The sequence below is a fragment of the Amycolatopsis kentuckyensis genome, from assembly GCF_041679295.1.
Classification (GTDB): Bacteria; Actinomycetota; Actinomycetes; order Mycobacteriales; family Pseudonocardiaceae; genus Amycolatopsis; species Amycolatopsis kentuckyensis_A.
Window position 1 is genome coordinate 1,086,332 of record NZ_JBGDMD010000002.1, and the last position, 24,933, is coordinate 1,111,264.

Annotated in this window: 20 protein-coding genes; 11 read left to right on the forward strand and 9 right to left on the reverse strand. The window is 71.6% G+C overall.

Annotated elements, in window-relative coordinates:
- Positions 1 to 2 precede the first annotated feature (2 nt).
- From ACERZO_RS11310 to ACERZO_RS11320, 3 genes are read right to left on the reverse strand one after another with little or no spacing between them, the layout of a single operon-like run.
- The gene (locus ACERZO_RS11310; RefSeq protein ID WP_372664492.1) at positions 3 to 986 is read right to left on the reverse strand and encodes a transporter; all 984 of its coding nucleotides are present in this window, start codon (positions 984 to 986) and stop codon (positions 3 to 5) included.
- Entirely contained in the window at positions 983 to 1,864 is an 882-nt protein-coding gene (locus tag ACERZO_RS11315; RefSeq protein WP_372664493.1) for an ABC transporter ATP-binding protein, read from the reverse strand. Before ACERZO_RS11315 ends, ACERZO_RS11310 begins: the two co-directional genes overlap by 4 nt.
- Positions 1,861 to 2,256 carry a GntR family transcriptional regulator gene (locus tag ACERZO_RS11320; RefSeq protein ID WP_372664494.1) on the reverse strand — a complete coding sequence of 132 codons (396 nt, stop codon included), beginning with the start codon at positions 2,254 to 2,256 and terminating at the stop codon, positions 1,861 to 1,863. Before ACERZO_RS11320 ends, ACERZO_RS11315 begins: the two co-directional genes overlap by 4 nt.
- A gap of 546 nt (positions 2,257 to 2,802) precedes the next feature.
- On the opposite strand from ACERZO_RS11320, the gene ACERZO_RS11325 reads away from it, so the two are divergent.
- Positions 2,803 to 4,275, forward strand: coding sequence for an alpha/beta hydrolase (locus ACERZO_RS11325; RefSeq protein WP_372664620.1), 1,473 nt, complete (start codon positions 2,803 to 2,805; stop codon positions 4,273 to 4,275).
- 43 nt (positions 4,276 to 4,318) lie between these two features.
- Here the strand turns inward: ACERZO_RS11325 and ACERZO_RS11330 are convergent, their stop codons facing one another.
- Together ACERZO_RS11330 and ACERZO_RS11335 are read right to left on the reverse strand one after the other, a co-directional pair.
- A complete protein-coding gene (locus ACERZO_RS11330; protein WP_372664495.1) occupies positions 4,319 to 5,524 on the reverse strand; it encodes a glycosyltransferase in 1,206 nt (401 codons plus the stop codon).
- Positions 5,525 to 5,611: 87 nt separating this feature from the next.
- Complete coding sequence (locus tag ACERZO_RS11335) at positions 5,612 to 6,943, reverse strand: NAD(P)/FAD-dependent oxidoreductase (protein WP_372664496.1); 1,332 nt, start codon at positions 6,941 to 6,943, stop codon at positions 5,612 to 5,614.
- A 260-nt stretch (positions 6,944 to 7,203) separates the two neighbouring features.
- Between ACERZO_RS11335 and ACERZO_RS11340 the strand changes: the two genes are divergently transcribed.
- The 4 genes from ACERZO_RS11340 (at position 7,204) to ACERZO_RS11355 (ending at position 15,122) form a co-directional block, all read left to right on the forward strand.
- Entirely contained in the window at positions 7,204 to 7,884 is a 681-nt protein-coding gene (locus ACERZO_RS11340; RefSeq protein WP_372664497.1) for a hypothetical protein, read from the forward strand.
- A gap of 167 nt (positions 7,885 to 8,051) precedes the next feature.
- The gene (locus ACERZO_RS11345; RefSeq protein WP_372664498.1) at positions 8,052 to 9,623 is read left to right on the forward strand and encodes a DNA polymerase Y family protein; all 1,572 of its coding nucleotides are present in this window, start codon (positions 8,052 to 8,054) and stop codon (positions 9,621 to 9,623) included.
- A gap of 138 nt (positions 9,624 to 9,761) precedes the next feature.
- Positions 9,762 to 13,070: an error-prone DNA polymerase gene (locus ACERZO_RS11350; RefSeq protein WP_372664499.1), complete on the forward strand. Its 3,309-nt coding sequence runs from the start codon at positions 9,762 to 9,764 to the stop codon at positions 13,068 to 13,070.
- An 81-nt stretch (positions 13,071 to 13,151) separates the two neighbouring features.
- The gene (locus ACERZO_RS11355) at positions 13,152 to 15,122 is read left to right on the forward strand and encodes a cellulose binding domain-containing protein (protein ID WP_372664500.1); all 1,971 of its coding nucleotides are present in this window, start codon (positions 13,152 to 13,154) and stop codon (positions 15,120 to 15,122) included.
- Between the two features lie 67 nt (positions 15,123 to 15,189).
- Here the strand turns inward: ACERZO_RS11355 and ACERZO_RS11360 are convergent, their stop codons facing one another.
- Complete coding sequence (locus tag ACERZO_RS11360) at positions 15,190 to 15,606, reverse strand: MarR family winged helix-turn-helix transcriptional regulator (protein ID WP_372664501.1); 417 nt, start codon at positions 15,604 to 15,606, stop codon at positions 15,190 to 15,192.
- A 54-nt stretch (positions 15,607 to 15,660) separates the two neighbouring features.
- Here ACERZO_RS11360 and ACERZO_RS11365 point away from each other — a divergent pair, with 54 nt between their 5' ends.
- Both ACERZO_RS11365 and ACERZO_RS11370 read left to right on the forward strand, forming a co-directional pair.
- Positions 15,661 to 16,059 (forward strand): SRPBCC family protein, encoded by a 399-nt coding sequence (locus ACERZO_RS11365; protein ID WP_372664502.1) that lies wholly within the window; start codon positions 15,661 to 15,663, stop codon positions 16,057 to 16,059.
- On the forward strand, positions 16,056 to 16,739 hold the full coding sequence (locus tag ACERZO_RS11370; RefSeq protein ID WP_372664503.1) for a class I SAM-dependent methyltransferase: 684 nt from the start codon (positions 16,056 to 16,058) through the stop codon (positions 16,737 to 16,739). The genes ACERZO_RS11365 and ACERZO_RS11370 overlap by 4 nt, the downstream gene beginning before the upstream one ends.
- On the opposite strand, the gene ACERZO_RS11375 is transcribed toward ACERZO_RS11370, so the two are convergent.
- A complete protein-coding gene (locus tag ACERZO_RS11375) occupies positions 16,710 to 18,737 on the reverse strand; it encodes a glycogen debranching N-terminal domain-containing protein (protein WP_372664504.1) in 2,028 nt (675 codons plus the stop codon). The two genes, ACERZO_RS11370 and ACERZO_RS11375, sit on opposite strands and share 30 nt — an antisense overlap.
- Positions 18,738 to 18,852: 115 nt before the next feature.
- On the opposite strand from ACERZO_RS11375, the gene ACERZO_RS11380 reads away from it, so the two are divergent.
- The 4 genes from ACERZO_RS11380 to ACERZO_RS11395 are packed head-to-tail and all read left to right on the forward strand — an operon-like array spanning position 18,853 to position 23,026.
- Positions 18,853 to 19,899, forward strand: a complete 1,047-nt coding sequence (locus tag ACERZO_RS11380; RefSeq protein WP_372664505.1) for a LacI family DNA-binding transcriptional regulator — start codon at positions 18,853 to 18,855, stop codon at positions 19,897 to 19,899.
- A 25-nt stretch (positions 19,900 to 19,924) separates the two neighbouring features.
- Positions 19,925 to 21,154 carry a sugar ABC transporter substrate-binding protein gene (locus ACERZO_RS11385; protein WP_372664506.1) on the forward strand — a complete coding sequence of 410 codons (1,230 nt, stop codon included), beginning with the start codon at positions 19,925 to 19,927 and terminating at the stop codon, positions 21,152 to 21,154.
- 4 nt (positions 21,155 to 21,158) lie between these two features.
- A complete protein-coding gene (locus ACERZO_RS11390; RefSeq protein ID WP_372664507.1) occupies positions 21,159 to 22,214 on the forward strand; it encodes a carbohydrate ABC transporter permease in 1,056 nt (351 codons plus the stop codon).
- Positions 22,211 to 23,026, forward strand: coding sequence for a carbohydrate ABC transporter permease (locus ACERZO_RS11395; RefSeq protein WP_372664508.1), 816 nt, complete (start codon positions 22,211 to 22,213; stop codon positions 23,024 to 23,026). Before ACERZO_RS11390 ends, ACERZO_RS11395 begins: the two co-directional genes overlap by 4 nt.
- Position 23,027: 1 nt before the next feature.
- Here the strand turns inward: ACERZO_RS11395 and ACERZO_RS11400 are convergent, their stop codons facing one another.
- Positions 23,028 to 23,882, reverse strand: coding sequence for an LLM class flavin-dependent oxidoreductase (locus ACERZO_RS11400; RefSeq protein WP_372664509.1), 855 nt, complete (start codon positions 23,880 to 23,882; stop codon positions 23,028 to 23,030).
- Positions 23,882 to 24,901, reverse strand: coding sequence for an aldo/keto reductase (locus ACERZO_RS11405; protein WP_372664510.1), 1,020 nt, complete (start codon positions 24,899 to 24,901; stop codon positions 23,882 to 23,884). The genes ACERZO_RS11400 and ACERZO_RS11405 overlap by 1 nt, the downstream gene beginning before the upstream one ends.
- Positions 24,902 to 24,933: the final 32 nt, after the last annotated feature.

The window sequence follows — 24,933 nt, forward strand, 5'->3', positions numbered from 1 at the left end:
GTTCAGGACAGGTGACGGACGCGACGGAAGCAGAACCAGGTGAGCAGGGCGGTCATCGCGAGGTACAGCGCGAGTTCGAGCCACTGCAGCGGCCAGAACCGCGAGCCGGGCTGGTAGGTCAGGCGCTGCTGGTAGCCGTGCTGGCCGAGCTGGGCCATGCACGCTTCCATGCTCCCGCGCTCCGGCGGGCCCTGACCCGGCCGTGGGGCGCACGTCTGGATGAAGTCCGGCAGCGGCTCGGCGACGTTGCCCGCCGGGTCGATGGTCTCGTTCGCCAGCACCCACGCGCCGGCCGGGTTCCGCACGCCGATCTCCAGGATGCCGTGGGTGTCGTCGCCGGTGATGTTCGTGATGTCCTTGCTGACGATCGGGACCGTCATCTGCGCCGGCGGGATGAGGTACGGCCGCACGAAGTTCGGCACCACGAGCAGCACGGCGGCGAGCGCGACGAGCGTGACGGCCATCGCGGCGACCGTCCGCTTCAGCAGCATCCCGACCGCGACTCCGAGCGCGAGCGCGAAGGCCGCGTAGCCGATCGGCACGATGCCGCGGGCGCCGAAGACGACGGGCATGATGCGCGAGAGCATCCCGCGGTCGGTCTGCTGGGCCGCGAGCGCGTCGATCGGGCTCGCCCACCACGACACCGCCCAGCCGAGCAGGCCGGCCGCCACCATCGCGGCGAGCAGGCCGAAGCCGAGCTTGGTGGTGAGCCAGCGCTTGCGCGTGACGGTCTGGTTCCAGACCAGGCTGTGCGTGCCGCTCTCCAGCTCGCGCGTGATCATCGGGACGCCCCAGAACACGCCGATCGCCGCGGGCAGCAGGTACAGCACCAGGATCGTGCCGCCGAAGAGGACGTCCTGGTCGGAGAAGTCGGTGCGCCCGATCAGGTCCGGCCCGGTGACGGCGAGCACGACGCCGATCAGGACCAGCGCGGTGAAGACGGACAGCGCCGACAAGCGGAACTGGCGCCAGGTCAGCCAGGTCATCGGAGGACCTCCAGGGCGGGACGGGCGGCGGCGGGGTTGCTCATGTACTCCAGGACGAGGTCCTCGAGGCCGATCCGCGCGACCGTCCACGCGGGATCGAGGATCGGCGCCTCGGTGCGCACGAGCACGGTGGTCTGGCGGTCGGTGTGCTTCTCGGAGACGACGTGCTGGTCCGCCGGCAGCGTGCCGACGTCGCGGCGCGGCCCCGACAGCCGGTGGTGCGTGGCCAGCAGCTCTTCGACCTCGCCGATCACCCGGACCTGCGAGTCCACCAGCACGACGAGGTGGTCGCAGACGCGTTCCAGGTCGTTGACCAGGTGCGAGGACATCACGACGGAAAGCCCGTGCTCGGCGACGGCTTCCATGAGGTCCTGCAGGAACTCCCGGCGCGCCAGGGGATCCAGCGCGGCGACCGGCTCGTCGAGCAGCAGCAGTTCGGGGCGCTTGGCGATGCCGAGGGTGAGCGCGAGCTGCGCGCGCTGGCCGCCGGACAGCTTCCCGGCGTGCTGCTTCGGGTCGAGCCCCAGGCGTTCGATCCGCTTCGCGGCGAGCGCGGTGTCCCAGCGCGGGTTGAGGTGCGCGCCGAGCCGCAGGTGCTCTTCGATGGTCAGCCCGGTGTAGACGGGCGTGCTCTGGGCGACGTACCCGACCTTCGCCAGCTGGTCCGGCCCGCTGCCGGGCACCCCGCCGCACACCTCGATGGTGCCGGTGGTCGGCTCCAGCATGCCGGAGGCGATGTTGAGCAGGGTGGACTTGCCGGCGCCGTTGGGGCCGACGAGCCCGGTGACGTGGCCGGCCTCGATCTCGAGCGTGCAGCCGGTCAGCGCCTGCTTGCGCTTGTACTTCTTGCCCAGTCCCCGGGCGGTCAGGACGGTCACGCTATGTCCTCTCTGGCGGAGTCGCGAAACGTGGACATCAGCAGGGCCTCGATGCTCTCTTCGTCGAGCCCGGCCTTGCGGGCCTTGCCCAGCCAGCGGCGCAGGTCCTGCCGCAGCGACCCGAGCACGGCGAAGGAGGCGCCGCCGTTCAGCGTCGCGGTGACGAAGGTGCCGACGCCGGGCCGGGCCGAGACGAGGCCGTCGTGCTCCAGCTCGCGGTAGGCCTTCAGCACGGTGTTCGGGTTGATGGCGAGGGAGGCGACCACGTCCTTGACCTTCGGGAGCTGGTCTCCCTCGGCGAGCAGGCCCAGGCGGAGGGCGTGCCGCACCTGCTGGACCAGCTGCTGGTACGGCGAGAGGCCCGACCGGGCGTCGAGGTGGAATTCGATCATCGGCAACTCCATTTATCTAGTTGCCTAGTACTATAGCTAAGCGGTGCAAGTTCGCGCCAGCCCCTCGGCGCGCGACGGTGGGCTCGGAGGTCTTGAATGAGTCGTTCAGGACCTCCGAAGACCTGAATGACTCATTCAGGACGCCGGACCGCCGGCACTCGCGGGCGGGCGCGGGGTGCCTGGCGTCCTGCCCGGCCGCCGCCCCGCCCGGCCGCGCGCCCCGCCCCGCCCTGCCGCGCGCCCTGCCCAGCCGCCCCGCGCTGTCGCGTCCGCGCCCGCCGCCCGCCACCCGGCCGCGGGCTTCCGCCGCCCGGCCGCGGGCTTCCGCCTCGCGGGCCGGCGCCCTACCTCCCTGCGCGGGAACCCTCCCCGGGCCTCGCGCGAACAACCCACGACAGCCGTGATCTTTTTCGGCGCGGCTGCCAACCCCATCACCCCCTCACCCGTCTGTGGGGGTGATCGTTTCCTCCGACGAAAGGGTTCTTCGTGCGTCGATTTCCTGGGGGAGGCATCGTCCGCGGCATCGTCGTCGCGCTCGGTGTCTCGATGGCCGTCGTGGCCGGTCCGGCGGTGGCTTCCGCCTCCGTCGACAGCGTTCCTGCACCGAAGCTGAGCTGGGCCGGCTGCGAAGACGGCTTCCAGTGCGCCACCGCTTCGGTGCCGCTGGACTACGACCGGCCCGCCGGCGCGAAGATCGACCTCGCGCTCATCAAGCTGCCCGCCACCGATCCCGCGCACAAGATCGGCACGCTGTTCGTCAACTTCGGCGGCCCGGGTGCGTCCGGCCTGCAACGCCTGCGGGAGCGCGGCAAGTGGCCGTGGCTGTTCTCCGACCAGCTGCGCGCCCGGTTCGACCTCGTCTCGTGGGACCCGCGCGGCATCGCGAACAGCACCGCCGTCCGGTGCTTCGACACCGTCGCCGAGCAGGAGTCGTTCTTCGGCTCCTTCCCGGAGATGCCCGGCGACCCGAGCGGCAACGCCGCCTTCTACGCCAAGTCCAAGGAGCTCGCCGACCGCTGCACGGCGAAGGCCGGCCCGATCCTCGAACACGTCTCGACGGCCAACACCGCGCGGGACCTCGAACTGCTGCGCCGCGCGGTCGGCGACGCGAAGCTGACCTACCACGGCATTTCCTACGGGACCCAGCTCGGGGCCACGTACGCGAACCTGTTCCCGAACCGCATCCGGGCGATGGTGTTCGACGGCACGATGGACTTCGTGGGCAACGCGACCGGCCACGACGGCGCCGGGAAGACCGTCCCGCTGGACACCCGGCAGGACGTCGCCACCGGCATCTCGCAGACGTTCGACCAGTTCCTGCGCCTGTGCACGGAAGCCGGCCCGAAATGCGCGTTCTCGTCGGGCGACCCGAAGGCGAAGTGGGCGGCCATCACGGCACGGGCCAAGCAGGCCCCGATCACCGTGGACGGCGAAACCTGGACGTACTCCGGGATCATCAACGCGGCGGCGGACCTGTCCGACTCGCGGGGCTGGCCGGACATCGCGTCCCTGTTGCAGCGCCTGTACGACGCCCCGCGCACCGCGGCCGCGTTCAAGGCGGGCGAGCCGTACACGTCCAACCGCACCGAGGCGTTCAACGCGATCCAGTGCAGTGACAGCGACGTCCCGACCGACCCGGCGATCTACAGCCGGTACGCCGAATCCGAAGACCAGCGCGTGCCGTACTTCGGCCGGATCGCGGTGCTGGACATGATGAGCTGCGCGTTCTGGCAGGCGAAGGACACCGACCGCTACACGGGCCCGTGGAACCGCCCGACGTCGGCGGAGATCCTGGTGCTGAACAACCGCTACGACCCGTCGACGCCGCTCCACGGCGCTCGGGACGGCGCGGCGGAACTGGCCCGCGCCCGGGTGTTCGTCACCGAGGGGTACGGCCACTCGTCGATGTACGTGCCGAGCACCTGCACCGAGCAGGTGAAGCGGGACTACCTGATCTCCGGGGCGTTCCCGGCGGCGGGCAAGACCTGCGCGATCGACGCGAGCCCGTTCGCGGGCTGAGGCGAAGGGGCGGCACTTTCCCGGGAAAGTGCCGCCCCATTGCTCAACCGGCCAGTTCGACGAGCCGTTTCGCGGCCACCAGCGCGCCGTCGGGACGGATCTCACCGCCCACGGCCTTCGCCCGGCTCTGTGCGGCGAGCGCCGTGTCCAGCGCGGCGGACAGGGACTCGACCGTCGGTGCCGGATCCGGGTGGGCCGCGCCGATGCCCAGCTCGACGACCCGCGCCGCCCAGTGCGGCTGGTCGGCGATCCGCGGCACGACCAGCTGCGCCGCGCCGGCCCGGGCCGCCGTCGTGGTGGTGCCGGCGCCGCCGTGGTGCACCACCGCCGCCACCCGGCGGAACAGCGCCTGCTGGTTCACTTCCCCGACGGCGAAGCAGTCGTCGCCGTCGTCGATCGGGGCCAGTCCCGCCCAGCCGGCGGCCAGCACGATCCGGCGGCCCCGTGAGCGGGCCGCCTCGATCGCGATCCGCGCGATGCCGTCGGGCGCGTAGGCGGCCATGCTGCCGAAGCCGACGTACACCGGCGGCTCGCCGGCGGACAGGAACTCCTCCAGCCCGGTCGGCAGCGGCCGGTCGTCGGGCATGATCCACGCGCCCGTCTGGAAGACGTCCAGGTCGGTTTTGCCCTCCGACGGGCACAGCAGCGGGTCCGCGGCCAGCCACGGCTGATCGGTGAACACGTAGTCGCGGAGGTTGTCCACCGGCGGCAGGCCCAGCGCTTCGCGGTGGCTGCGCACGGCCGGCCCGTACAGGGCGTCGACCCGCTGGGCGTCCTGCTGCCACAGCACCCGGTTGTCGGTCTCGTCCGGCGAGGACGGCGTGCCCGGCCGCGCCCCCGGCGGGAAGTGCCGCGACGGCAGCCCCAGCAGGTGGAAGCACGCGAACACGTACGGCAGGCCCAGGTGGTCCGCCACGTCCCGCGCGCCGGCCGGCATCAGGCCCGTCGCCAGCAGCGCGTCACACCCCTCGGCCGCCGCCGTGAGCGTCTCGAACCGCGCGTCGACCAGCCGCGGCGCGAGCTTGAACGCGTCCTCGGCCGTCGGCGGCTTCGGATTGGCGACGATCGAGTGCACCGTCGGGCCCAGCGGCACCAGCGGCACCTCCGCCCGCGCCAGCAGCCGCCCGAAGTCGTCGTCCGGCGGCGCGCAGACCACGGCGTCCGCGCCCAGTTCCCGCAGGGCCACCGCGAGCCCGGCCAGCGGCTCGACGTCCCCTCGTGAACCCCACGTCGTCAACAGCACCCGCATTGATCGTTCCCCCGTTTTCCCTGGTGGTGGCCTACGGCGGGCCATTGTGGGGGATCACCCCGGCCTTGCCGCAAGCCCCGGGGTCGGCTATACCTTGAAGGGGGCGGGGAGTTCCTCCGGCCGGGCACCGCCGCTGACGAACGCGTCGCGCGGGTGCTGCACCGAAGCCAGCGACAGGATGTCGCGCCCGAACAGCGCCGCCGTCAGCCACACCGCGAGCACGCGGACCTTGCGTTCCCAGCTCGGCACCGCCAGCACGTGGTAACCGCGGTGCATGAGCCACGCCGGCAGGCCGGTGAGCACCAGGCGCCGGTACTGGAAGATGCCGCGGCCGAGACCGAGCGTCGCGATCGACCCGAGGCTGTGGTGGACGTACGGCTTCGGCGTCCGGCCGCGCAGGGTCGCGATGATGTTGCGGGCCAACAGCTTTCCCTGCCGGTACGCGTGCTGCGCGTTGGGCACCGTGCGCGCGCCGGGGACCGGCGAGGCGAGGTCGGGCACCGCGGCGTCGTCGCCGGCCGCCCAGGCGTCGGTCACGCCCTCGACCCGCAGGTCGGGCCGCACGACGACCAGGCCGCGCGCGTCGACCGGGAGGTCGGTGTGCTTGCCGATGACGGGGTTCGCGCCGTTGCCGGCGGTCCAGACGATCAGCTCCGAGTCGAACTCTTCGCCGGTCGAGAGCGTCACGTGCCCACCGGTCGCCGACGTCACCAGCGTGTCGAGGTGGACGCGCGCGCCCCGCCGTTCCAGTTCGCGCACGACCCAGCGCCCCGGCCGGTCGGTGACCTCGGGCAGGATCCGGCCCGACGCCTCGACGAGGTGGAACGCCAGTTCGTCGCGACGCAGTTCGGGGTAGCGCTTGAGCAGCGCGGTGGCCAGCGACAGCAGCTCGCCGAAGCCTTCGACGCCCGAGAAGCCGCCGCCGACGAAGGTGACGGTGAGCAGCTTCCGCCGTTGCGGGCCGTCGGGGAGCACGGCGGCGCGGTCGAACGACGTGAGCAGCCGGTCCCGGATCGCGACCGCCTCCTCGACGTGCTTGAGGCCGATCGCCTCTTCGGCGACGCCGGGCACGGGCAGCTTGCGGGTGACGGCGCCGGCGGTGACGACGACGATGTCGTAGCCGAGCTCGAAGGCGTCCCCGTCGGTCGGCTGCACGGTGACGGCGCGGTGCGCGTGGTCGACGGCCGTGACGGTCCCGGCGACGACGCGGGTCCGGCGCAGGTGCCGCCGCAGCGACACGGCGGCGTGCCGCGCCTCGACGGCCCCGGCGACGACTTCGGGCAGGAACGGTTGGTAGGTCAGGTAAGGCCGCGGGTCGACGAGGGTGACCTCGGCCTCGTTCCGGCGGAGTTTCTTCTCCAGCTTCCAGGCGGCGTAGAACCCGGCGTAGCCCCCGCCGACGATCAGGATCCGGCGCATTTCGTCCTCTTTTCTCGCTTCACCCCCTGGACGAGGTGGCGGGCGAGGACGTGACTGATAGCCGCGTCACAGCGAGGACCCGCTCGCGGTGGTGCTCCTCGTGCAGGTCGCGGCGCCGGGCCGGAGCGGTCCTGCCCCGCGGGGGTGACCCCCGGCTTGACAGCGGGCCGCTCGTCTCGCACTATGCGAACAAGTGTTCGATAACTTTCTCCTGGGTACGCCTACCCGGTGCGAGTACGTGGTGCTGGAGGTGAGCGGTGGTGGCGGTGCCGGACGCGCTGGCCGGGCTCACGGCGATCCCGGGGGTCCGCACGGCGGCGCAGCTGGATTCTTCCCCGGCTTCCGACTTGCTGGCCGTGCTGCCGCCGTTGGCGGAGCTGCTGCCGGGCGGCGGCTTGAAGCGAGGCAGCACGATTTCGGTGCGCGGCGCGACATCGCTGGCACTGGCCCTGCTGGCGGCGGCGACCCGCGAGGGCTCGTGGGCGGCGGTGACGGCCCTCCCAGAGCTGGGCCTGGCCGCGGCGGCGGAGCTCGGCGTCGACCTGGAGCGGATCGCGCTGGTGCCGCACCCGGGCGCGGAGCTGACGGGCGTGCTGTCGGCGTTGGTGGACGGGTTCGACTTGGTGGTGCTCGGCCCGGTCCACGTCGAGTCCCAGCTGGCGCGGCGGTTGGCGGGGAGGGTCCGCAACCGCGGGGCGGTGTTGGTGACGGTGGGCCCGTGGCCGGGCGCGGACGTGGAGCTGCGGGTGTCGAGCCGCCGCTGGCACGGCTTGACCCCGGACGGGTACGGGCATTTGCGGACGCGCGAAGTGCTGGCGACGAGCATCGGGCGGGGCGCGGCGGTGCGGCCGTCGTCGGTGCGGTTGCAGTTGCCGGGACCTGGTGGGGCGGTTGCGGCGGGTGAGCCCCGGAAGCGGCGGCTCGCCGAGGTGGCCGGGTGAGCCGGTTTCCCGCGGTGGTCGCACGATGACCGGCGCGGGTGCCGTGGTCTGCGCGGCCGGCCGGGCACCTCGTTCTGCGTGCTCGCGAACCGGCGCGCGATTCCGGGTCGTGCCGGCCGAAGTCTCGTGATGACCCCGGATCCACTGCCGCGCAAGCCGTTCGCGGGATGAGCGGTTCACCACGGCTGCTGGTGCTGTGGTGCCCGGACTGGCCGGTCGTCGCCGCCGGGGCCGTGGCCGGTACTCCGCCCCTCGCGCCCGCCGCCGTCTTCTCCGCCAACCGCGTCGTCGCCTGCTCCGCCTCCGCCCGCCGCGATGGTGTCGGGCGCGGGATGCGCCGGCGGGATGCCCAGTCGCGGTGTCCCGATCTCGTCGTCCACCAGCACGATCCCGACCGCGACGCCCGCCTCTTCGAACCCGTCGCCGCCGCCGTCGAACGGCAGGCCGTCGGGGTCGAGGTCGTGCGGCCGGGCATCGTCGCCGTGCCCGTCGCCGGCGCCGCCGGGTACTTCGGCGGCGAGGAAGCGCTCGCCGAGCTCCTCATCAACGAGGTCGAAGCGGGCGCCGGCGTCGAATGCCAGGTCGGGATCGCCGACGGGCTCTTCGCCGCCACCCTCGCCGCCCGCCGCGCGGCCCTCGTGCCGCCCGGCGGCACCGAAGCCTTCCTCGCGCCCCTCCCGATCACCGAGCTGAACCAGCCGGGCGACGACCGCGGCGAGCTCGTCGGCCTGCTGCGGCGCCTGGGCCTGCGCACCCTCGGCGCGTTCGCCGCGCTGGCCGAACGCGACGTCGCCGGCCGCTTCCCGAAGGACGCCATCACCGCCCACCGCCTCGCCCGCGGCCTCGCCGAACGCCCGCCGCTGCGCCGCGCCCTCCCGCCGGACCTGACGGTCACCGAGGAGTTCGACCACCCCCTGAGCCGCGTCGACGAAGCCGCGTTCATCGCGAAAACCCTCGGCGAGCGCTTCTTCGCCGGCCTCGCGAACCACGGCCTCGCCTGTACGCGCCTGGCGATCGTCGCGATCACCGAAGCGGGCGAAGAACGCGTACGCGTCTGGCGCTGCGCCGAGCCCCTGACCGCCCGCGCGACGGCGGACCGCGTGCGCTGGCAGTGCGAAGGCTGGCTCACCGCGCGCGACCGGCCCAGCGCCGGGATCGTCCGGCTGCGCCTCGACCCCGAAGAGGTCGTCGGCGGCCAGGCGCTGCAGCTGCAGCTCGGTTCCCTGGGCCGCGACGCCGACGCGGCCGAGCGCGCGGGCCGCGCGTTGGTCCGCATCCAGGGGCTCCTCGGGCCCGACGCTGTGGTGACCCCGCTGCTGGACGGCGGCCGCGGCCCGGCCGAGCGAGTCCGCCTGATCCCGTGGGGCGAGCCGCGCAAACCGTCGGTCGAAGACCGCCCGTGGCCGGGCCGCCTCCCGGCACCATCGCCGACGCGGGTACCACCCGAGCCGCCCCCGGCGAGCGTGCTCGACGCGGTGGGCGACCCGGTCGCCTGCACGGACCGCGGCGAGCTCACGTACCCCCCGGCGACGATCGCGATCGACGGCGGCCCGGTGCGCCGCGTCCTGGGCTCGGCGGGACCGTGGGTGGTGCAGTCGTCACTGCCCGCAAAACGGGGCGACCGCCCGCTGGCCCGGATCCAGGTGGTGCTGGCGGGGGAGCACGACGACCTCGCGCTGCTGCTGCGGGTCACCGTGGGCATGGATCCACAGTGGACGGTCGAGGGTGTCTACGACTGACCGTCCTTTGTGATCGACGCGACTGCCGAGTTGACACCGCGCCCCGCTCCGCTCAGGATCGAACCACGATATTCGTACGTGTGTTCGAACAGTAGTCGCTGGCTTCCCCACAGCGAACTCCTTGTGGGGAGCGGAGTTTTGGCGTTCAACAATCCGGGTGTGCCGTGGTCCGAAGTGGAACGGATCGCCTCCGGGCGACCCCCGGTTCCCGGCGACGGCAACGATGCCCCCGCGTGGTCGCGCAAACGCGAAGGGTACGCCGGCGCGCCCGAGGACCTGCGATCCCGCAGAGCCCGGGACGACGGCGGCGACCGGATCCGCGCCCCGTACGCCGAGCTCCACGTCCACTCCAACTTCAGCTTCCTCGACGGCGCCTCCCACCCCGAGACGCTCGTCGAGGAGGCCGCGCGGCTCGAGCTCGACGCCCTCGTCCTCACCGACCACGACGGCCTCTACGGCGCCGTCCGGTTCAACGACGCCGCCCGGGAGCTCGGGGTGCGCGTCGGGTTCGGGGCCGAGCTCTCCCTCGGCCTGCCCGGGCCGCAGGCCGGCGAGCCCGATCCGGCCGGGTCGCACCTGCTCGTGATCGCGCGCCGGCAAGCGGGTTACCACCGGCTCTGCAAGGTCATCTCGCGCGCGCAGCTCGCCGGCGGGGAGAAGGGCCGGCCCGCCTACGACCTCGACGAGCTCGTCGACGAGCTGGCCGGGCACGTCGTCGTGCTCACCGGGTGCCGCAAAGGACCGGTGCGCCGGGCGCTGGCCGCCCACGGGCCCGCCGCCGCGCGGGCCGAACTCGGCCGGCTCGTCGACCGGTTCGGACGCCGGCACGTCGCCGTCGAGCTGATCGACCACCGGCAGCCCCTCGACGACGCGGCCAACGACCTCCTCGACGGCATGGCCCGCGAGCTGGGGCTGCCGACCGTCGTCTCGAACAACGTGCACTACGCCCGTCCCGAGGACGCGGTCGTGGCCGACATGGTCGCCGCCGTCCGGGCGCGCCGCTCGGCCGAGGACCTCGAAGGCTGGCGGCCGCCGTCCGGGCAGGCGTTCCTGCGGTCGGGGATGGAGCAGCGCCGCCGCTTCGAGCGCCGCTACCCGGGCGCGGTCGGACGCGCCGCCGTGCTCGGCGTCGAAGTCGCGTTCGACCTGAAGCTCGTCGCCCCCGACCTGCCGCCGTTCCCGGTGCCGCCCGGGCACGACGAAATGTCGTTCCTCTGCGAACTGACCTGGCGCGGCGCGGCGAAACGCTACGGGACGCGGGACGAGAACCCCGAGGCCTACGCCCAGCTCGACCACGAACTCGACGTCATCGAAAAACTCGGCTTCCCGGGCTATTTCCTCGTGGTGTGGGACATCGTCCGGTTCTGCAAGGAGGCGGACATCCTGTGCCAGGGCCGCGGTTCCGCGGCGAACTCCGCGGTCTGCTACGCGCTGGAGATCTGCCACGCCGACCCGGTGAAGTGGAACCTGCTGTTCGAGCGCTTCCTCGCGCCCGAACGGGACGGCCCGCCGGACATCGACATCGACATCGAGTCCGACCGTCGCGAGGAGGCCATCCAGTACGTCTACGAAAAGCACGGCCGGTTCCACGCCGCGCAGGTCGCCAACGTCATCACCTACCGCGCGCCGTCGGCGATCCGCGACGCCGCGAAGGCCCTCGGCCACAGTCCCGGGCAGCAGGACGCCTACGGCAAGCTCGTCGACCGCTGGAGCCGGACCGGTCAGCAGACCGCCGGCGAGATCCCCGCGGACGTCCTCGACCTGGCCGCGCGGATCGAGGACTTCCCGCGCCACCTCGGCATCCACTCCGGTGGCATGGTCATCTCGAAGCAGCCGGTGTCCGAAGTGGTCCCGGTCGAATGGGCGGCCATGGCGGACCGGTCCGTGTTGCAGTGGGACAAGGACGATTGCGCGGCCGTCGGTCTGGTCAAGTTCGACCTGCTCGGCCTCGGCATGCTGTCGGCGCTGCACTACACGCTGGACCTCGTCGCCGAACACCATGGATCCACTGTGGACATCGGCAAGCTCGACCTCGCCGACCCGAAGGTTTACGACATGCTGTGCGAAGCCGACGCCGTCGGAGTGTTCCAAGTGGAATCCCGCGCGCAGCTGGCGACGCTGCCGCGGTTGCGGCCCAGGGAGTTCTACGACCTCGTCGTCGAAGTCGCGCTGATCCGGCCCGGCCCGATCCAGGGTGGTTCGGTGCACCCGTACATCCGGCGCCGCCGCGGTGACGAGCAGTGGGAACACGCCCACCCGCTGCTGGCGTCCAGTTTGGACCGGACGCTCGGCGTGCCGCTGTTCCAGGAACAGGTGATGCAGATGGCCGTCGACGTCGCGAGCTTCACCCCGGCCGAAGCCGACCAGCTCCGGCGCGCCATGGGCGCCAAGCGGTCCAGCGCGAAGATGAAGGCGCTGATGGCGCGGTTCTTCGCCGGCTGCGAAGCCAACGGCCTCGACCGCGAGCTGGCGACGCGGATCTTCGAGCAGATCCACGCGTTCTCCGGCTACGGTTTCCCCGAAGCCCACTCGATGTCGTTCGCCCTGCTCGTTTACGCGTCGGCGTGGTTCAAGCGCTACTACCCGGCCGCCTTCTGCGCCGGCCTGCTGCGCGCGCAGCCGATGGGCTTCTACTCACCGCAGTCCTTGGTGGCCGATGCGCGGCGGCACGGCGTCCGCGTCCGCGAACCGGACATCAACGCCAGCCTCGCGCACGCGACGCTCGAACCCGACGCCGAGAGCACCGGCGGGGTGGCGCTTCGCCTCGGCCTGGCCGGTGTCCGGCACCTCGGTGCCGCCGTCGCCGACGAAATCGTCGCCGAACGCGCCGCGAACGGCCCCTACGCCGGGGTCGGCGACCTCACCCGCCGCGTCCAGCTGAAGAAGAACGTCGTCGAGGCACTGGCCACGGCCGGCGCGTTCGGCGGCGACCGGCGTCAGGACCTCTGGGCCGCCGGCGCCGCGGCGACCACCCGGCCCGGGCACCTGCCCGGTCTCGCCCCGGGCCTCGACGCGCCCGCGTTGCCGGGCATGACGCGGCTGGAGGTCACCGCGGCGGACCTGTGGGCCACGGGTGTCTCCCCGGACAGCCACCCGGTCGAGTACCTGCGCTCGTTGCTCCGGAAGCGCGGCGCGATCACGACGGCCGAGCTGGCGCGGGCCGAGGACGGGACGCGCGTCTGGGTCGGCGGCGCGGTCACCCACCGCCAGCGCCCGGCGACCGCGGGCGGGATCACGTTCCTCAACCTGGAGGACGAGACCGGCATGGCCAACGTCATCGTGTCCCAGGGGCTCTGGCGCCGGCAGCGGCTGGTCGCCCACACGAGCGCCGCGTTGCTGGTCCGCGGGTACGTCCAGGCGGCCGAGGGGGTGGTCACGCTCGTCGCGGACCGGCTCGAGCCGCTCGACCTGACGATGCGGACGGGGCCGTCCCGGGACTTCCGTTGACTTCCGGGCCGCGCGCTGGTTCTCTGCTCTGAGAGCGCTTCCAGCCATCCGTTCGCGCCCGACGAGAGGATGGACCCTTCGATGACAGCTCGACGTCTGCGCTGGGCAGCGTGGCCGGTGGCGGCCGTGCTCGTGGCGGCGGTGCCGGCGGCCGCCGCGGCGACGCCGGCCGAAACGACCGTGACCGTCAACGCGAAAGCGGGGCTGGCCACCGTGCCGGACACCGCGGTCGGCGTCAACCACGCCGTGTGGGACAGCCAGCTCGGCACCGATGCCGTCGCCGACCTGTTCGGCGCCGCCGGGGTCCGCACGATGCGGTACCCGGGTGGCTCGTACGGCGACATCTACCACTGGAAGGACAACACGGCGCCTGGCGGTTACGTGGCGCCGAACACCGATTTCGACACGTTCATGGGCGGCGTCCGGCGGGCGGGCGCCCAGCCGATCGTCATCGCCAACTACGGCACGGGTACCCCGGAGGAAGCCGCGGACTGGGTGCGGTACGCCAACGTCACGAAGGGTTACGGCGTCAAGTACTGGGAGATCGGCAACGAGCTGTACGGCAACGGCCACTACGGCGCGAACTGGGAGGCCGACAACCACGAGGACAAGAGCCCGGCCGCGTACGCCGCGGGCGTCGTGGCCTACGCCGACGCGATGAAGGCCGTCGACCCGACGGTGAAGATCGGCGCGGTGCTGACGACCCCGGCGAACTGGCCGGACGGCATCGTCGCGGCCGGCGACACCGGCACGTGGAACCAGACGGTGCTCTCGATCGCGGGCCCGCACGTCGACTTCGCCGTGCTGCACTGGTATCCGAGCGGCTCGACGGCGGAGGAAGCGCTTTCCCGCAGTGAGCAGGTGGACGACATGCTCTACCTGGCGCGCGAGCAGATCACGAGGTACGCGGGCAAGCCGCTCGGCATCGCGCTGACCGAGACGAACACACCGGTGGGCATGAACACCCAGCCGGGCGCGCTGTTCGCGGCCGAGGCGTACGCGTCGATGCTGGAGAACGGCGTGTTCACAGTGGACTGGTGGGACACGCACAACGGACCGACGGCATTGTCCACAGTGGCTGGTTACCCGGACTACGGTGACCTGGGTGTGCTGTCCAGCGGGACCTGTTTGGACGGTGGTTGCGAGCCGGCGTTGAACACCCCGTTCGCGCCGTACTACGGGTTGAAGATGATAAGCACGTTCGCGCGCCCCGGTGACCAGTTCATCCGCGCCGCCGCGGACGACCCGCTGATCGATGTGCACGCGGCCCGCCGTCCGAACGGGGACGTGGCGATCCTCTTGGCGAACAAGGACCCCGCGGCGGCGCGGTCGGTCAACCTCTCCGGTCTGCCGTCGCGGGTGTCCGAGGTGTACACGTTCACGAACGGCGCATCATCGATCACGCAATCGTCTACTTGGGACGGAACGCTACCACCGTATTCCCTGACGACGCTGGTGCTGCGTGGCGCTGTTTCGCCGTTGCCCGCCCCCGGCCGGCCGACGGCGACGACAACGGACACGACGGCGACGATCAGCTGGCCGGCATCGGCGCCGGGCGTGAAGTACGAGGTGTACCGGCAGCTGGGGGCAGTCAGCGAGGAGTGGGGCGAGACGACGGGGACGTCCTTGTCGGTCGGAAACCTTGCCCCGGGAACGCGGTACACGGTCAACGTCCTGGCCCGCGACGCGGCGGGGCGGGTGTCGTGGGCGTCACCGCCGCTGACGTTGACGACGGGTGCGCCGGCGTCGAGCAGCTGCCGGGTCCGATTGACGGACGTGAACGACTGGGCGAGCGGTTTCGTCGGCGGGATCACCGTATCGTCGTCGGTGGTGACGGGCGATTGGACGTTGACCTTCACGTGGCCGACGGCGAGGCAGCGGGTGACGAGCGGCTGGAACGGCACGTGGGTCCAGGAGGGAGCGGCGGTGAAGGTGACGTCGTCGGCGGCGTTGGTTTCGGGTACGGACGTCGGGTTCGTGGCTGATTATGGAGGGCCGAACATCCTGCCTACGGCCTTCAGGCTGAACGGGACCCTCTGCTCGCTCGGCTGAACCGACGTGAATGACTCATTCATGTCGTCAGGCGACATGAATGAGTCATTCACTACGTCGGTGCGGGTCAGTCGGAGTTCGCCAAGTGGGCCAGCGCCGACCGCAGCACCCGGCGCTCCTCAGCACTCAACCCAGCCAACTTGCGCTCCTCCAAAACCCTGATCGCCGCCCGGACCGCCGCATGCCGCTCGATTCCCGACTCCGTCAACCGCACCACTCGGGCCCGGCGGTCGGCCGGGTCCGGGGCTCGGCTCACCAGCCCCGCCGCTTCCAGGCCGTCCAGCAACGCGATCAACCGCGTCTTGTCGTAGTGGATCTGCTGGGCCAGCACCAGCTGGCTCGGTGCCGCCCCCGGGGACAACGCCGACAACACCACGTACTGCCACATCGTGAGCCCGTGCGACTCCAGCACCGGGCGCTCGGCCTCGGCCAGCGCGCGGCCCGCTCCGGCGCACAACGCCCCGAGATCGTCGTCCTCGTTCACGGGAGGAGATTTTACGCGTGGACAGATGATAAGCAGATGCGTATCGTTTGCTTCATGACCGCATTCAAGCCGGGGCGCGCCGAGACGCGCACCATCTCCGTTTCCGCGCCGCCCGCGCGGGTCTTCGCCTACCTGTCCGACGTCCGCCGCCTGCCCGAGTGGGCGCCGGGCTTCGCCACCTCCGTCGAGCACGACCACGGTGACGTCTGGCGCGTCGGCGAGGACGCGCGGCCCGTCGCCGTCAAGGTCGCGGCCGACCACGGCGTCGTCGACTTCGTCAGCGCCGACGCCCCCAACCTCGGCCTCTTCGCGCGCGTCGTGCCCAACCTGGCCGGGGCCGAGCTGATCTTCAGCCTCTTCTTCCCCGAGAACACCGAACCGGCGGCCGTCGACGCGCAGATGGCGGTCATCGACGAGGAACTGCGGGCCGTCCGCGCGCACGTCGAACGGTGAACCGGGACATCCGGTCGCTCGACGACCTCCTGAGGATGCTGGACGGCCTCTTCGAAAACATCGAGTGGGACGGCTTCTACGCCGACCGCGAGCGGCCGATCCCGTTCTTCGTCGACGAACCCGACGAGAACCTCGACACCTGGCTCCGCGACGGGCCGCTGACCGGCGGCCGCGCGCTGGAGCTGGGCTGTGGACCCGGCCGCAACGCGCGAAGGCTCGCCGAGGCGGGCTACGACGTGGACGCCGTCGACGGCTCACCGGAAGCGATCGCCTGGGCCCGCGAACGCGTCGACGGCGTCCGCTTCCACCAAGCCGACATCTTCGCGATGGGTCTGCCGCACGAGGAATACGACCTGGTCTACGACTCGGGCTGCCTGCACCACCTCGCGCCGCACCGGCGGATCAGCTACCTGGCCCTGTTCGACCGCTATCTCAAGCCCGGCGGGCACTTCGGCCTCGTCTGCTTCGCCGCCGGAACCGGAAACCCCGACTCCGGCACCGAGATCCCGGACGCGCAGCTCTACCGCGACCGCAGCCTCCACGGCGGCCTCGCCTACGCGCCGGACGAGCTGCGAAAGCTGTTCGACGGCTTCACTGAACTCGAACTGCGCCCGATGAAGGAGAACACCGGCCGCTTCGGCGAGACCTTCCTACTCGCCGGACTGTTCCGAAAGGACTGAAAACCCCGGCGGCACCCGCAGCTCGGTGACCTCGCCGGCAACGGAAATGGACACGTCGAGAGTGCCACCCGCGAACGGCAACCCCCTCACCCGCAACGCGCCGACCGGACTCGGCCGGGGCGGGGACAGGGAAATCGTGCCCGCCGGGACATCGACCTCCAAGCCCAGGAAGGCCACGAGCAGGCTCACCGCGGCCGCCGCCGACCACGCCTGCGGGCGGCACGATGCCGGGTACGACAGTGGCGCCGACGTCTCCGAAACGCCGTACCCGGCGAACAGTTCCGGTAGCCGGTAGCCGAACGCCGGAGCGGCCGAAAGCAGTTGCGCGCCCAGGGAAGCCGCGCGGGAAGACTGGCCGGACAGCTGTAGACCGCGCACGACGATCGCGGTGTCGTGCGGCCACACCGAGCCGCAGTGGTAGCTCAACGGCGAATAACCGCCCGAGGACGCGCTCATCGTGCGCAGGCCGTACCCCGACGCCAGTGCGGGGTCCAGCAACAGCGAACCGATCGACGCACTTTCGGAAGGCGAAAGTATTCCGGTGCCGAGGAGGTGGCCGATGTTGCTCGTCAACGCGTCCACCGGCCGCTTGTCGCCGTCCAAAGCCAATGCCGGGTAGCGGCCGTCCGAAGTGGACACCCAGAACCTGTCCCGGAACCGTGAACGAAGGGAATCAGCCCACTCGGAAAGACCGGAAACAGGCTCACCCAGAGCCGTCAGCAACGAGACCGCACCCACGACGGCTTCGTGTTGGTACGCCTGGACTTCACTCAACGCGATCGGCGGCTTCGCCTGCGCACCGTCGTGGAAGCGGACCGCGTCGCCGGAATCCTTCCACCCCTGGTTGGCCAGGCCGTGCCCGCTCTCGTCGCGGTATTCGGCGAACCCGTCGCCGTCCGGGTCCGCGGCGCCGGTGATCCACGACAGCGCGAACCGCAGCGTCGGCAGCAGGTCGCGGACCTCGTCCTCGGGCAGGCCCCAGCGCCAGGCGTCGTGCAGCAGGCACACCCACAACGCCGTCGCGTCGACCGTCCCGTAGTACTCGGCGGGCAGGGAGGCGCCGTCGATCGTCTCGAAGACGTCGCGGCGCCGCTCGTGCAGGATCTTGCCCGGCGCCTCGCCGGTCGCCGGGTCGTGGCGCGTGCCCTGCGCCCGGGCGAGCGTCCGGAGCGTCCCGCCCGCGAGGCCGACCGACAGCGGCAACGCGAGCCGCGCGGCCCACAGGCTGTCGCGGCCGAACAACGTGAGGAACCACGGCGCGCCCGCGCCGGCGAACGCGTCGGCGGGGTGGTCGCGCTCTGCCAGGAGCAGCCCGTCGAGGTCGTCGAGCGCGCGGTCGAGCAACGCGGTGAACCGGCGGTCGTCGGCGTGCACCTCCGGCCGGGGCAGCCGGGTGCCGGCCGGTGCGAACAACGCCCGCTCGTCGGAAACCGACAGTGACCAGCGCAGCGTCGCCGGGCCGTCGACGGTCCAGCGCAGCCGGAGCCGCGGCCCGTCGACGACGACTTCGGCGCCTTCGGCCGTCACTTCGGAGACCGCCGAGGAAGCGGCCCACCGGGTGCCGGCCGGGACGACGGGGGAGCGCCGGCCGCCCGACTTGATCTCGTCGATCGGCGCGAAGTCGGCGGCCAGGACGACCTCCACGACGCGCCTTCGATTCACCGAAGCCGTCGAGACCAGCGAAAGCTCCTCGGTCATCCCCGACGCCGTGACCGTGCGGTCGCGCCGCAGCCACACCGTCGGGTCGGGGCCGGGGTCGCCCAGCCGGCGCAGCAGCCCGGTGAACCGCGCGCGGCCGGCGCCCGGCTCGTCGCCGCCGATGGCCTCCGGCTCGTCGCCGTCGACCGTCACCACGGCTTCGCTGAGCAGCCGCAGGTCGCCGTGGAGCAGGCCTTGGGTCCCGCCGGCGCGGATCTGCCCGTCCCGGCCGGACAGGACGACGGTCGGGGCGTGCAGCGCGATCGCGAGGTCGTGGAGCAGGGGCTGGAGGTCGGCCATGACTACGATTGGATCGATCAAACGAAAGAATGTCAACTGACTTCGAAGTCTTGACAGCTCAGCGCCACGGGTTCAGAGTGGCCCGCAGTTGAACGTTCAAACCCGGAGGCAGGACATGGGACGGCCCACGCTGAACTCGGTGGCCGAGGCGGCCGCGGTGTCGCGCCAGACCGTGTCCAACGTGATCAACTCGCCCGAGGTCGTGAGCCCGGAGACGCGCGAACGCGTCCTGGCCGCCATCGAACGGCTCGGCTACCGCCCGAACACCGCGGCGCGGCAGATGCGCACCACGCGGTCGCAGATCATCGGGCTGTGCATCCCGCCGTCGGGCAACGGCGTGAGCGGCGTCGTCCTCGACCAGTTCCTGCACTCGCTGACCGCGACGGCCGAGCGCTACGACCACCGGATCATGCTGTTCACCGCGGCCGACGACGAGGCCGAGACCCGCGCGTACGCCGACCTGATCGCCTCGGTCGGGATCGACGGGTTCGTGCTGACCAGCACCCACCACGACGACCTGCGCACCCGCTGGCTGCTCGAGCGCGAGCTGCCGTTCGTCACGTTCGGCCGGCCGTGGGGTGCGGAGGACACGCACCCGTGGGTCGACGTCGACGGCGCCGCGGGGACGCGGCTGGCCACCGATCACCTGGTCCGCCAGGGACACCGGCGGATCGCGTTCGTGGGTTGGCCCGAGGGGTCGGGCAGTGGCGACGACCGCCGCGCCGGCTGGGCGGCGGGCCTGGCCGCGGCCGGCTTGGGGGAGGGGCCGCAGGTCGCGGTGTTCGACGGCGTGGAAGGGGGACGGTCGGCCGCCGCCCGGCTGCTGGACGCGGGGGGCAGCGACCCGGCCCCCGCCCGGCTGCCCGGCGCCGCCCACCCTGCCGACAGCGGCGCGCCGACCGCGTTCGTCTGCGCCAGCGACTCGCTCGCCCTCGGTGTCACCGCCGAACTCCGGGACCGCGGGATCCGGCCCGGGGCCGATGCCGCCGTCATCGGCTTCGACGACACCCCCACCGCCGCCGTCCTCGGGCTGAGCAGTGTCGCCCAGCCCATCGCCGATGTCGCGGCCGAATGCGTGCGGCAGCTGCGGACCATCCTGCGCGGGAAGACCGAACCCGCGACCACCCTCTTCACCCCGCACCTCGTGCTCCGCACCACCTGAGTCCCCGCGCGATCAAGGAGGATCGATGCTTCCCCGCCGAACTGTGGCCGCCTTCGCGGCGGCCGGCCTGCTGCTCCCGCTTTCCGCCTGCGGCAGCGGCTTCGACGACTCGTCCCGGCCCGCCACCCAGCAGGCCGGGCCCGCCACGCTCAAGGTGATGATCGCCGCGAGCGGGGGCGCCGAGCTCAAAGCCATGCAGGACGCCGCCGCCGCGTGGCACCCCGAAGGGTCGAAAGCCGAGGTCGTCTCCGCCAACGACCTCGCGCAGCAGCTCAGCCAGGGGTTCGCCGCGGGCAGCCCGCCGGACGTCTTCGCCGTCGATGCCACCAAGTTCCAGGGCTACGCCGACGAAATGCTCCCGTACGGCGACAACCTGTCCTATAAGGACGACATCTACCCGACGCTGCGCACGACCTTCACCAAGGACGGCAAGCTCTACTGCGCCCCCAAGGACTTCTCGACCCTCGCCCTCGCGATCAACACCGACGACTGGGCCGCGGCCGGGCTGACCGACAACGACGTCCCCAAGACGTGGGACCAGCTGAAGACCGTCGCGCAGAAGCTGACCACCGGCGGCCGCACCGGGCTGGTGTTCAACGACACCCGGGACCGCATCGGCGCCTTCCTCGTCCAGGCCGGCGGCTGGGCCGTCGACGCCGACCAGAAGAAGGCCACCGCCGACACGCCGCAGAACCTCCAGGCCCTGACCTACGTCCGCGACCTGCTCGCCTCCGGGGCGGCCAAGTACCCGAAGCAGATCGGCGCGGGCGACTCCGGCGAAGCGTTCGGCCAGCACAAGGCGTCGATGAGCATCGACGGCAACTGGCTGGCCGGCGGCATGAAGAAGGACTACCCGAACGTCAAGTACCGCGTCGTCGCGCTGCCCGCCGGGCCGGCCGGGCCCGGGACGCTGTCGTTCACGCAGTGCTGGGGCATCGCCGCCAAGAGCAAGTTCCAGGAGCAGGCCAAGCAGCTCGTCGACTCGTTCATGCAGCCGCAGCAGCAACTCGCGTTCGCCGAAGCCTTCGGCGTGATCCCGTCGCGGCAGTCCGTGCGAACGCAGTACGAGCAGAAGTTCCCCGCGCAGGCGGCGTTCGTCGCCGGCGCCGAGCACGCGCACGGGCCCGTCACACTGACCAAAATGGACCCCGTGCTGACCGACTTCGACGCCCAGCTGCAGCAGCTGCCGGGCGCCGACCCGAAGCGGATCCTGCAGCAGCTGCAGCAGAACACCGCGGCCGCGCTCGGGCAGTGACGTCGTGAGCACCGTCCTCACCGCTCCGGCCGCCGCGCCCGCGCGAGGCGGCCGGAGCCGCCGCCCCCTCCGGCGCGACGGCCGGGCCGGCTGGCTCTTCCTCACCCCGACGCTGCTCGTGCTCGGCCTGTTCATGGTGCTGCCGATCCTGATGGCGCTGTGGGTGAGTGTCAGCGACTGGACCGGCAACGGCAGCCCGTTCTCCTCGCGCGTGCACTTCGTCGGCGGGGACAACTACGCCGCGCTGCTCGCCGAACCCGGGCTGACGCGCCGGAACTTCGCCACCAGCGTCCGCAACAACGGCTACTTCGTGCTGTTCGTCGTGCCGCTGCAGACGGCGCTGGCGTTGTTCCTCGCGCTCACCCTGCACCAGAAGAAGCTCAAGGGCCGCCAGTTCTTCCGGACCGCCTTCTACTTTCCGACCGTCACCAGTTCGGTCGCGATCTCGGTCGTGTTCCTCTTCCTCTTTTCCAGCACCGGCACGGTGAACGCCGCGCTGAAGCTGTTCGGAGTGGACGGTCCCAGCTGGTTCGCCGACCCGCGCGGGATCTTCCACCTCGCCGTCGGCGACCCGGCGAACCCGCCGGCCGCCCTGGCGGGCCACGGTTTCCTGGGACTGTCCTGGTGGGACTGGCTGGCCGGCCCCAGCGTGGCGATGTGCTCGATCATCGTGCTCGTCGTCTGGACCTCCACCGGCGGCTTCATGCTGATGTTCTACGCGGCGCTGCAGAACCTGCCGCCGTCGGTCGACGAGGCCGCCCTCATCGACGGCGCGACGCCGTGGCAACGCTTCTGGCGCGTCACGCTCCCGCAGCTGCGCCCGACGTTGTTCCTCGTGCTGACGCTCGGCCTGATCGGGACGTGGCAGGTCTTCGACCAGGTCTACGTGCTCAGCCGCGGCAACCCGGCCAACACCACGCTGACCCCGGCGTACCTGTCGTACTCGACGTCGTTCGTCGGCCACCAGTGGGGCCAGGGCGCGGCGATCGCGTTCCTCCTGTTCGTCGTGATCGTGGCCTTCACGCTGGTGCAGCGCTGGGCCCTGCGGGAGCGCCGATGAAGAAACGCTGGCTCGGGTACGCGGTCCTCGTCCTGGTCGCCGCGTTGTACATCTACCCCTTCCTCATCCAGCTCGCGACGGCGTTCAAGACCGACGCCGACGCCACCGCGCACCCGCTCCTGCCGTGGCCGCAGCAGTGGTCCGTCAGCGTCTTCCGGACGCTGGCCGAGCAGGACTTCCCGCGCTGGGCCATGAACTCCGTGTTCGTCTCGGTGACGATCACCGTCGGCCGGGTCGTGTTCGACTCCCTCGCCGGCTACGCCTTGTCCCGGCTGCGGTTCCGCGGCCGGCGGACGGTCTTCGGGGCCGTCCTGGCGGTCATCGCCGTCCCGAGCGTGGTACTGCTGATCCCGAAGTTCCTGGTGCTCAACCAGCTCGGCATGTACGACACCTACGCGGCGATGATCATCCCGCTGCTGGTCGACGGCACCGGGGTGTTCATCATGAAGCAGTTCTTCGACACCGTGCCGGTGAGCGTCGAGGAAGCCGCCCGGATCGACGGTGCCGGACCGTTCCGGACCTTCTGGTCGGTGGTCCTGCCGATGTCGAAACCGGCGTTGATCACCGTGACCATCCTGTCGTTCCAGGGATCGTGGAACGAGCTGCCGCACTACATCGTGTCCCGGCAGGACCCGGCGCTGAACACGCTGACCAGCGGTGTGGCGAGCCTGGTGTCCGGCGAGCTGGGCCAGGGCAACCAGTTCCCGCTGAAGCTCGCCGCGGCACTGCTGATGACGCTGCCGGTCGCGATCGTCTACTTCGTGTTCTCGCGCCGGTTCACCCAGGGCACCTACGAAGGAGCCGACAAGTAGGTCAGCGGATCAGCTCGTCGGCGACCCACTGGACGACGCCGTCCGGATACGGGTTGCCCAGGCCGAGCACGACGTGCCCGAACCCGTGGTCGACCGCCTCCTCGATCTTCTCGCGCGTGGCGGCCGGCTTGTCGTAGTCGACGGCGAGGAAGATCGAGCGCAGGATCGAAGCCGGGTCGCGGCCGATCTCCGCGCAGTAGCGGTCGAGGAGCTTGCTGCGGCCGGCGAGGTCGTCGATGTCGCCACCGCCCGGGATGTTCCACTGGTCGGCGTGCTCGGCGACCACGCGCAGCGTCGCGCTCGCCCGGCCGCCGATCATGATCGGCGGGTGCGGCCGCTGCACGGGCTTCGGGTTGCCGAACGCGCCCTTCAGCTTGACGTACTCGCCGTCGAAGTCGAACGGGGAGTCCTCTGTCCACAAGCGACGGATGACCGTGCACGCCTCGGCCAGCGCGGCGACGGCGTCGTCCTGGGTGTGGTACGGCAGGCCGTGGCCGTCGTATTCGCGCCGTGCCAACGGGTGGCTGGGCCGCGAACCGGCGCCGATGCCGAAGTCGAGGCGTCCGCCGGAGACGATGTCCACGGTGGTCGCGATCTTCGCCAGCACCGCCGGTGGCCGGAAGCGGTTGCTGGTGACCATCAGGCCGAGCCGGATCCGCTCGGTCTGCGCGGCCAGCGCCGAAAGCAGCGTCCAGCCCTCGAAGATCGGGCCGTCCGGGTCACCGCCGATCGGCATGAGGTGGTCGAACAGCCAGGCGTGCTCGATCTCCGGGATCTCGTCGGCTTCGCGCCAGACGCGCTGGATCTCGTCGTAGCCGACGTTCATCGGTGCGGTCAGGATGCCGAAGCTGGTCATCAACGCCTCCGGAGGGACTTCTCGAGCAGGGCGGGCGGGGTGTCGAACTTCTCGTGCGCGGCCAGGTCGACGCCGGGCGCGACGACCGCGTCGATCTCGTCGAGGACGTCGGCGGGCAGGGCGGTGTCGGCCGCCGCGAGCTGCGACTCCAGGTGGCCGAGCGTGCGCGGGCCGATGAGCGCGCTGGTCACGCCCGGGTGGGCGGTCACGAACCCGAGCGCCAGCTGGATGAGCGTCAGCCCGGCCTGCTCGGCGATCTTGACGAGCTTCTCGACGGCGTCCAGCCGGGCCTGGTTGGCCGGGTCGGTGAGGTCGAAGCGCTGCGGCAGGACGCCGGCGCGGTTCGTCGTGATCTCCCGGCCGGCGCGGACCGCGCCCGACAGCCAGCCCGACGCGAGCGGGCTCCAGGCCAGCACGCCGAGGCCGTACTCCTGCGTCACCGGCAGGACGTGCGCCTCGATGCCGCGTTGCAGGATCGAGTAGCTGGGCTGCTCGGTGACGTAGCGGCCCAGCCGGTTTTCCCGCGCGGCCCACTGGGCCTGCACGATCCGGTACGCCGGGAACGTCGACGAGCCGAAGTAGCGGATCTTGCCGGCGCGCTGGAGGTCGGTCAGCGCGGAAAGCGCTTCCTCGTCGCTCGTGGCGGGGTCCCAGCGGTGCATCTGGTACAGGTCGACGTGGTCGACGTCGAGCCGGCGCAGGCTGTCTTCGAGGGCCTTGAAGATCCAGCGGCGCGAGGTGCCGCGGTGGTTGCGCTCCTCGCCCATCGGCATGGCGGCCTTCGTGGCGAGCACCAGGTCGTCGCGGCGGTTCCTGATCGCCTGGCCGACCATGACCTCCGACTCGCCCTGGCCGTACATGTCGGCGGTGTCGATCAGGTTGACGCCGTTCTCGAGGGCGGCGTCGACGATGGCGGTGGCCTCGTCCTGGGTGGTGCGCCCGATCGCGCCGAAGTTCATCGCGCCGAGGGCGAGGCTGCTGACCTGGACGCCGGTGCGGCCCAGGGTGCGGTACTGCATGAGGGGATCCCTCCGTGGGATGATGGCAAGCG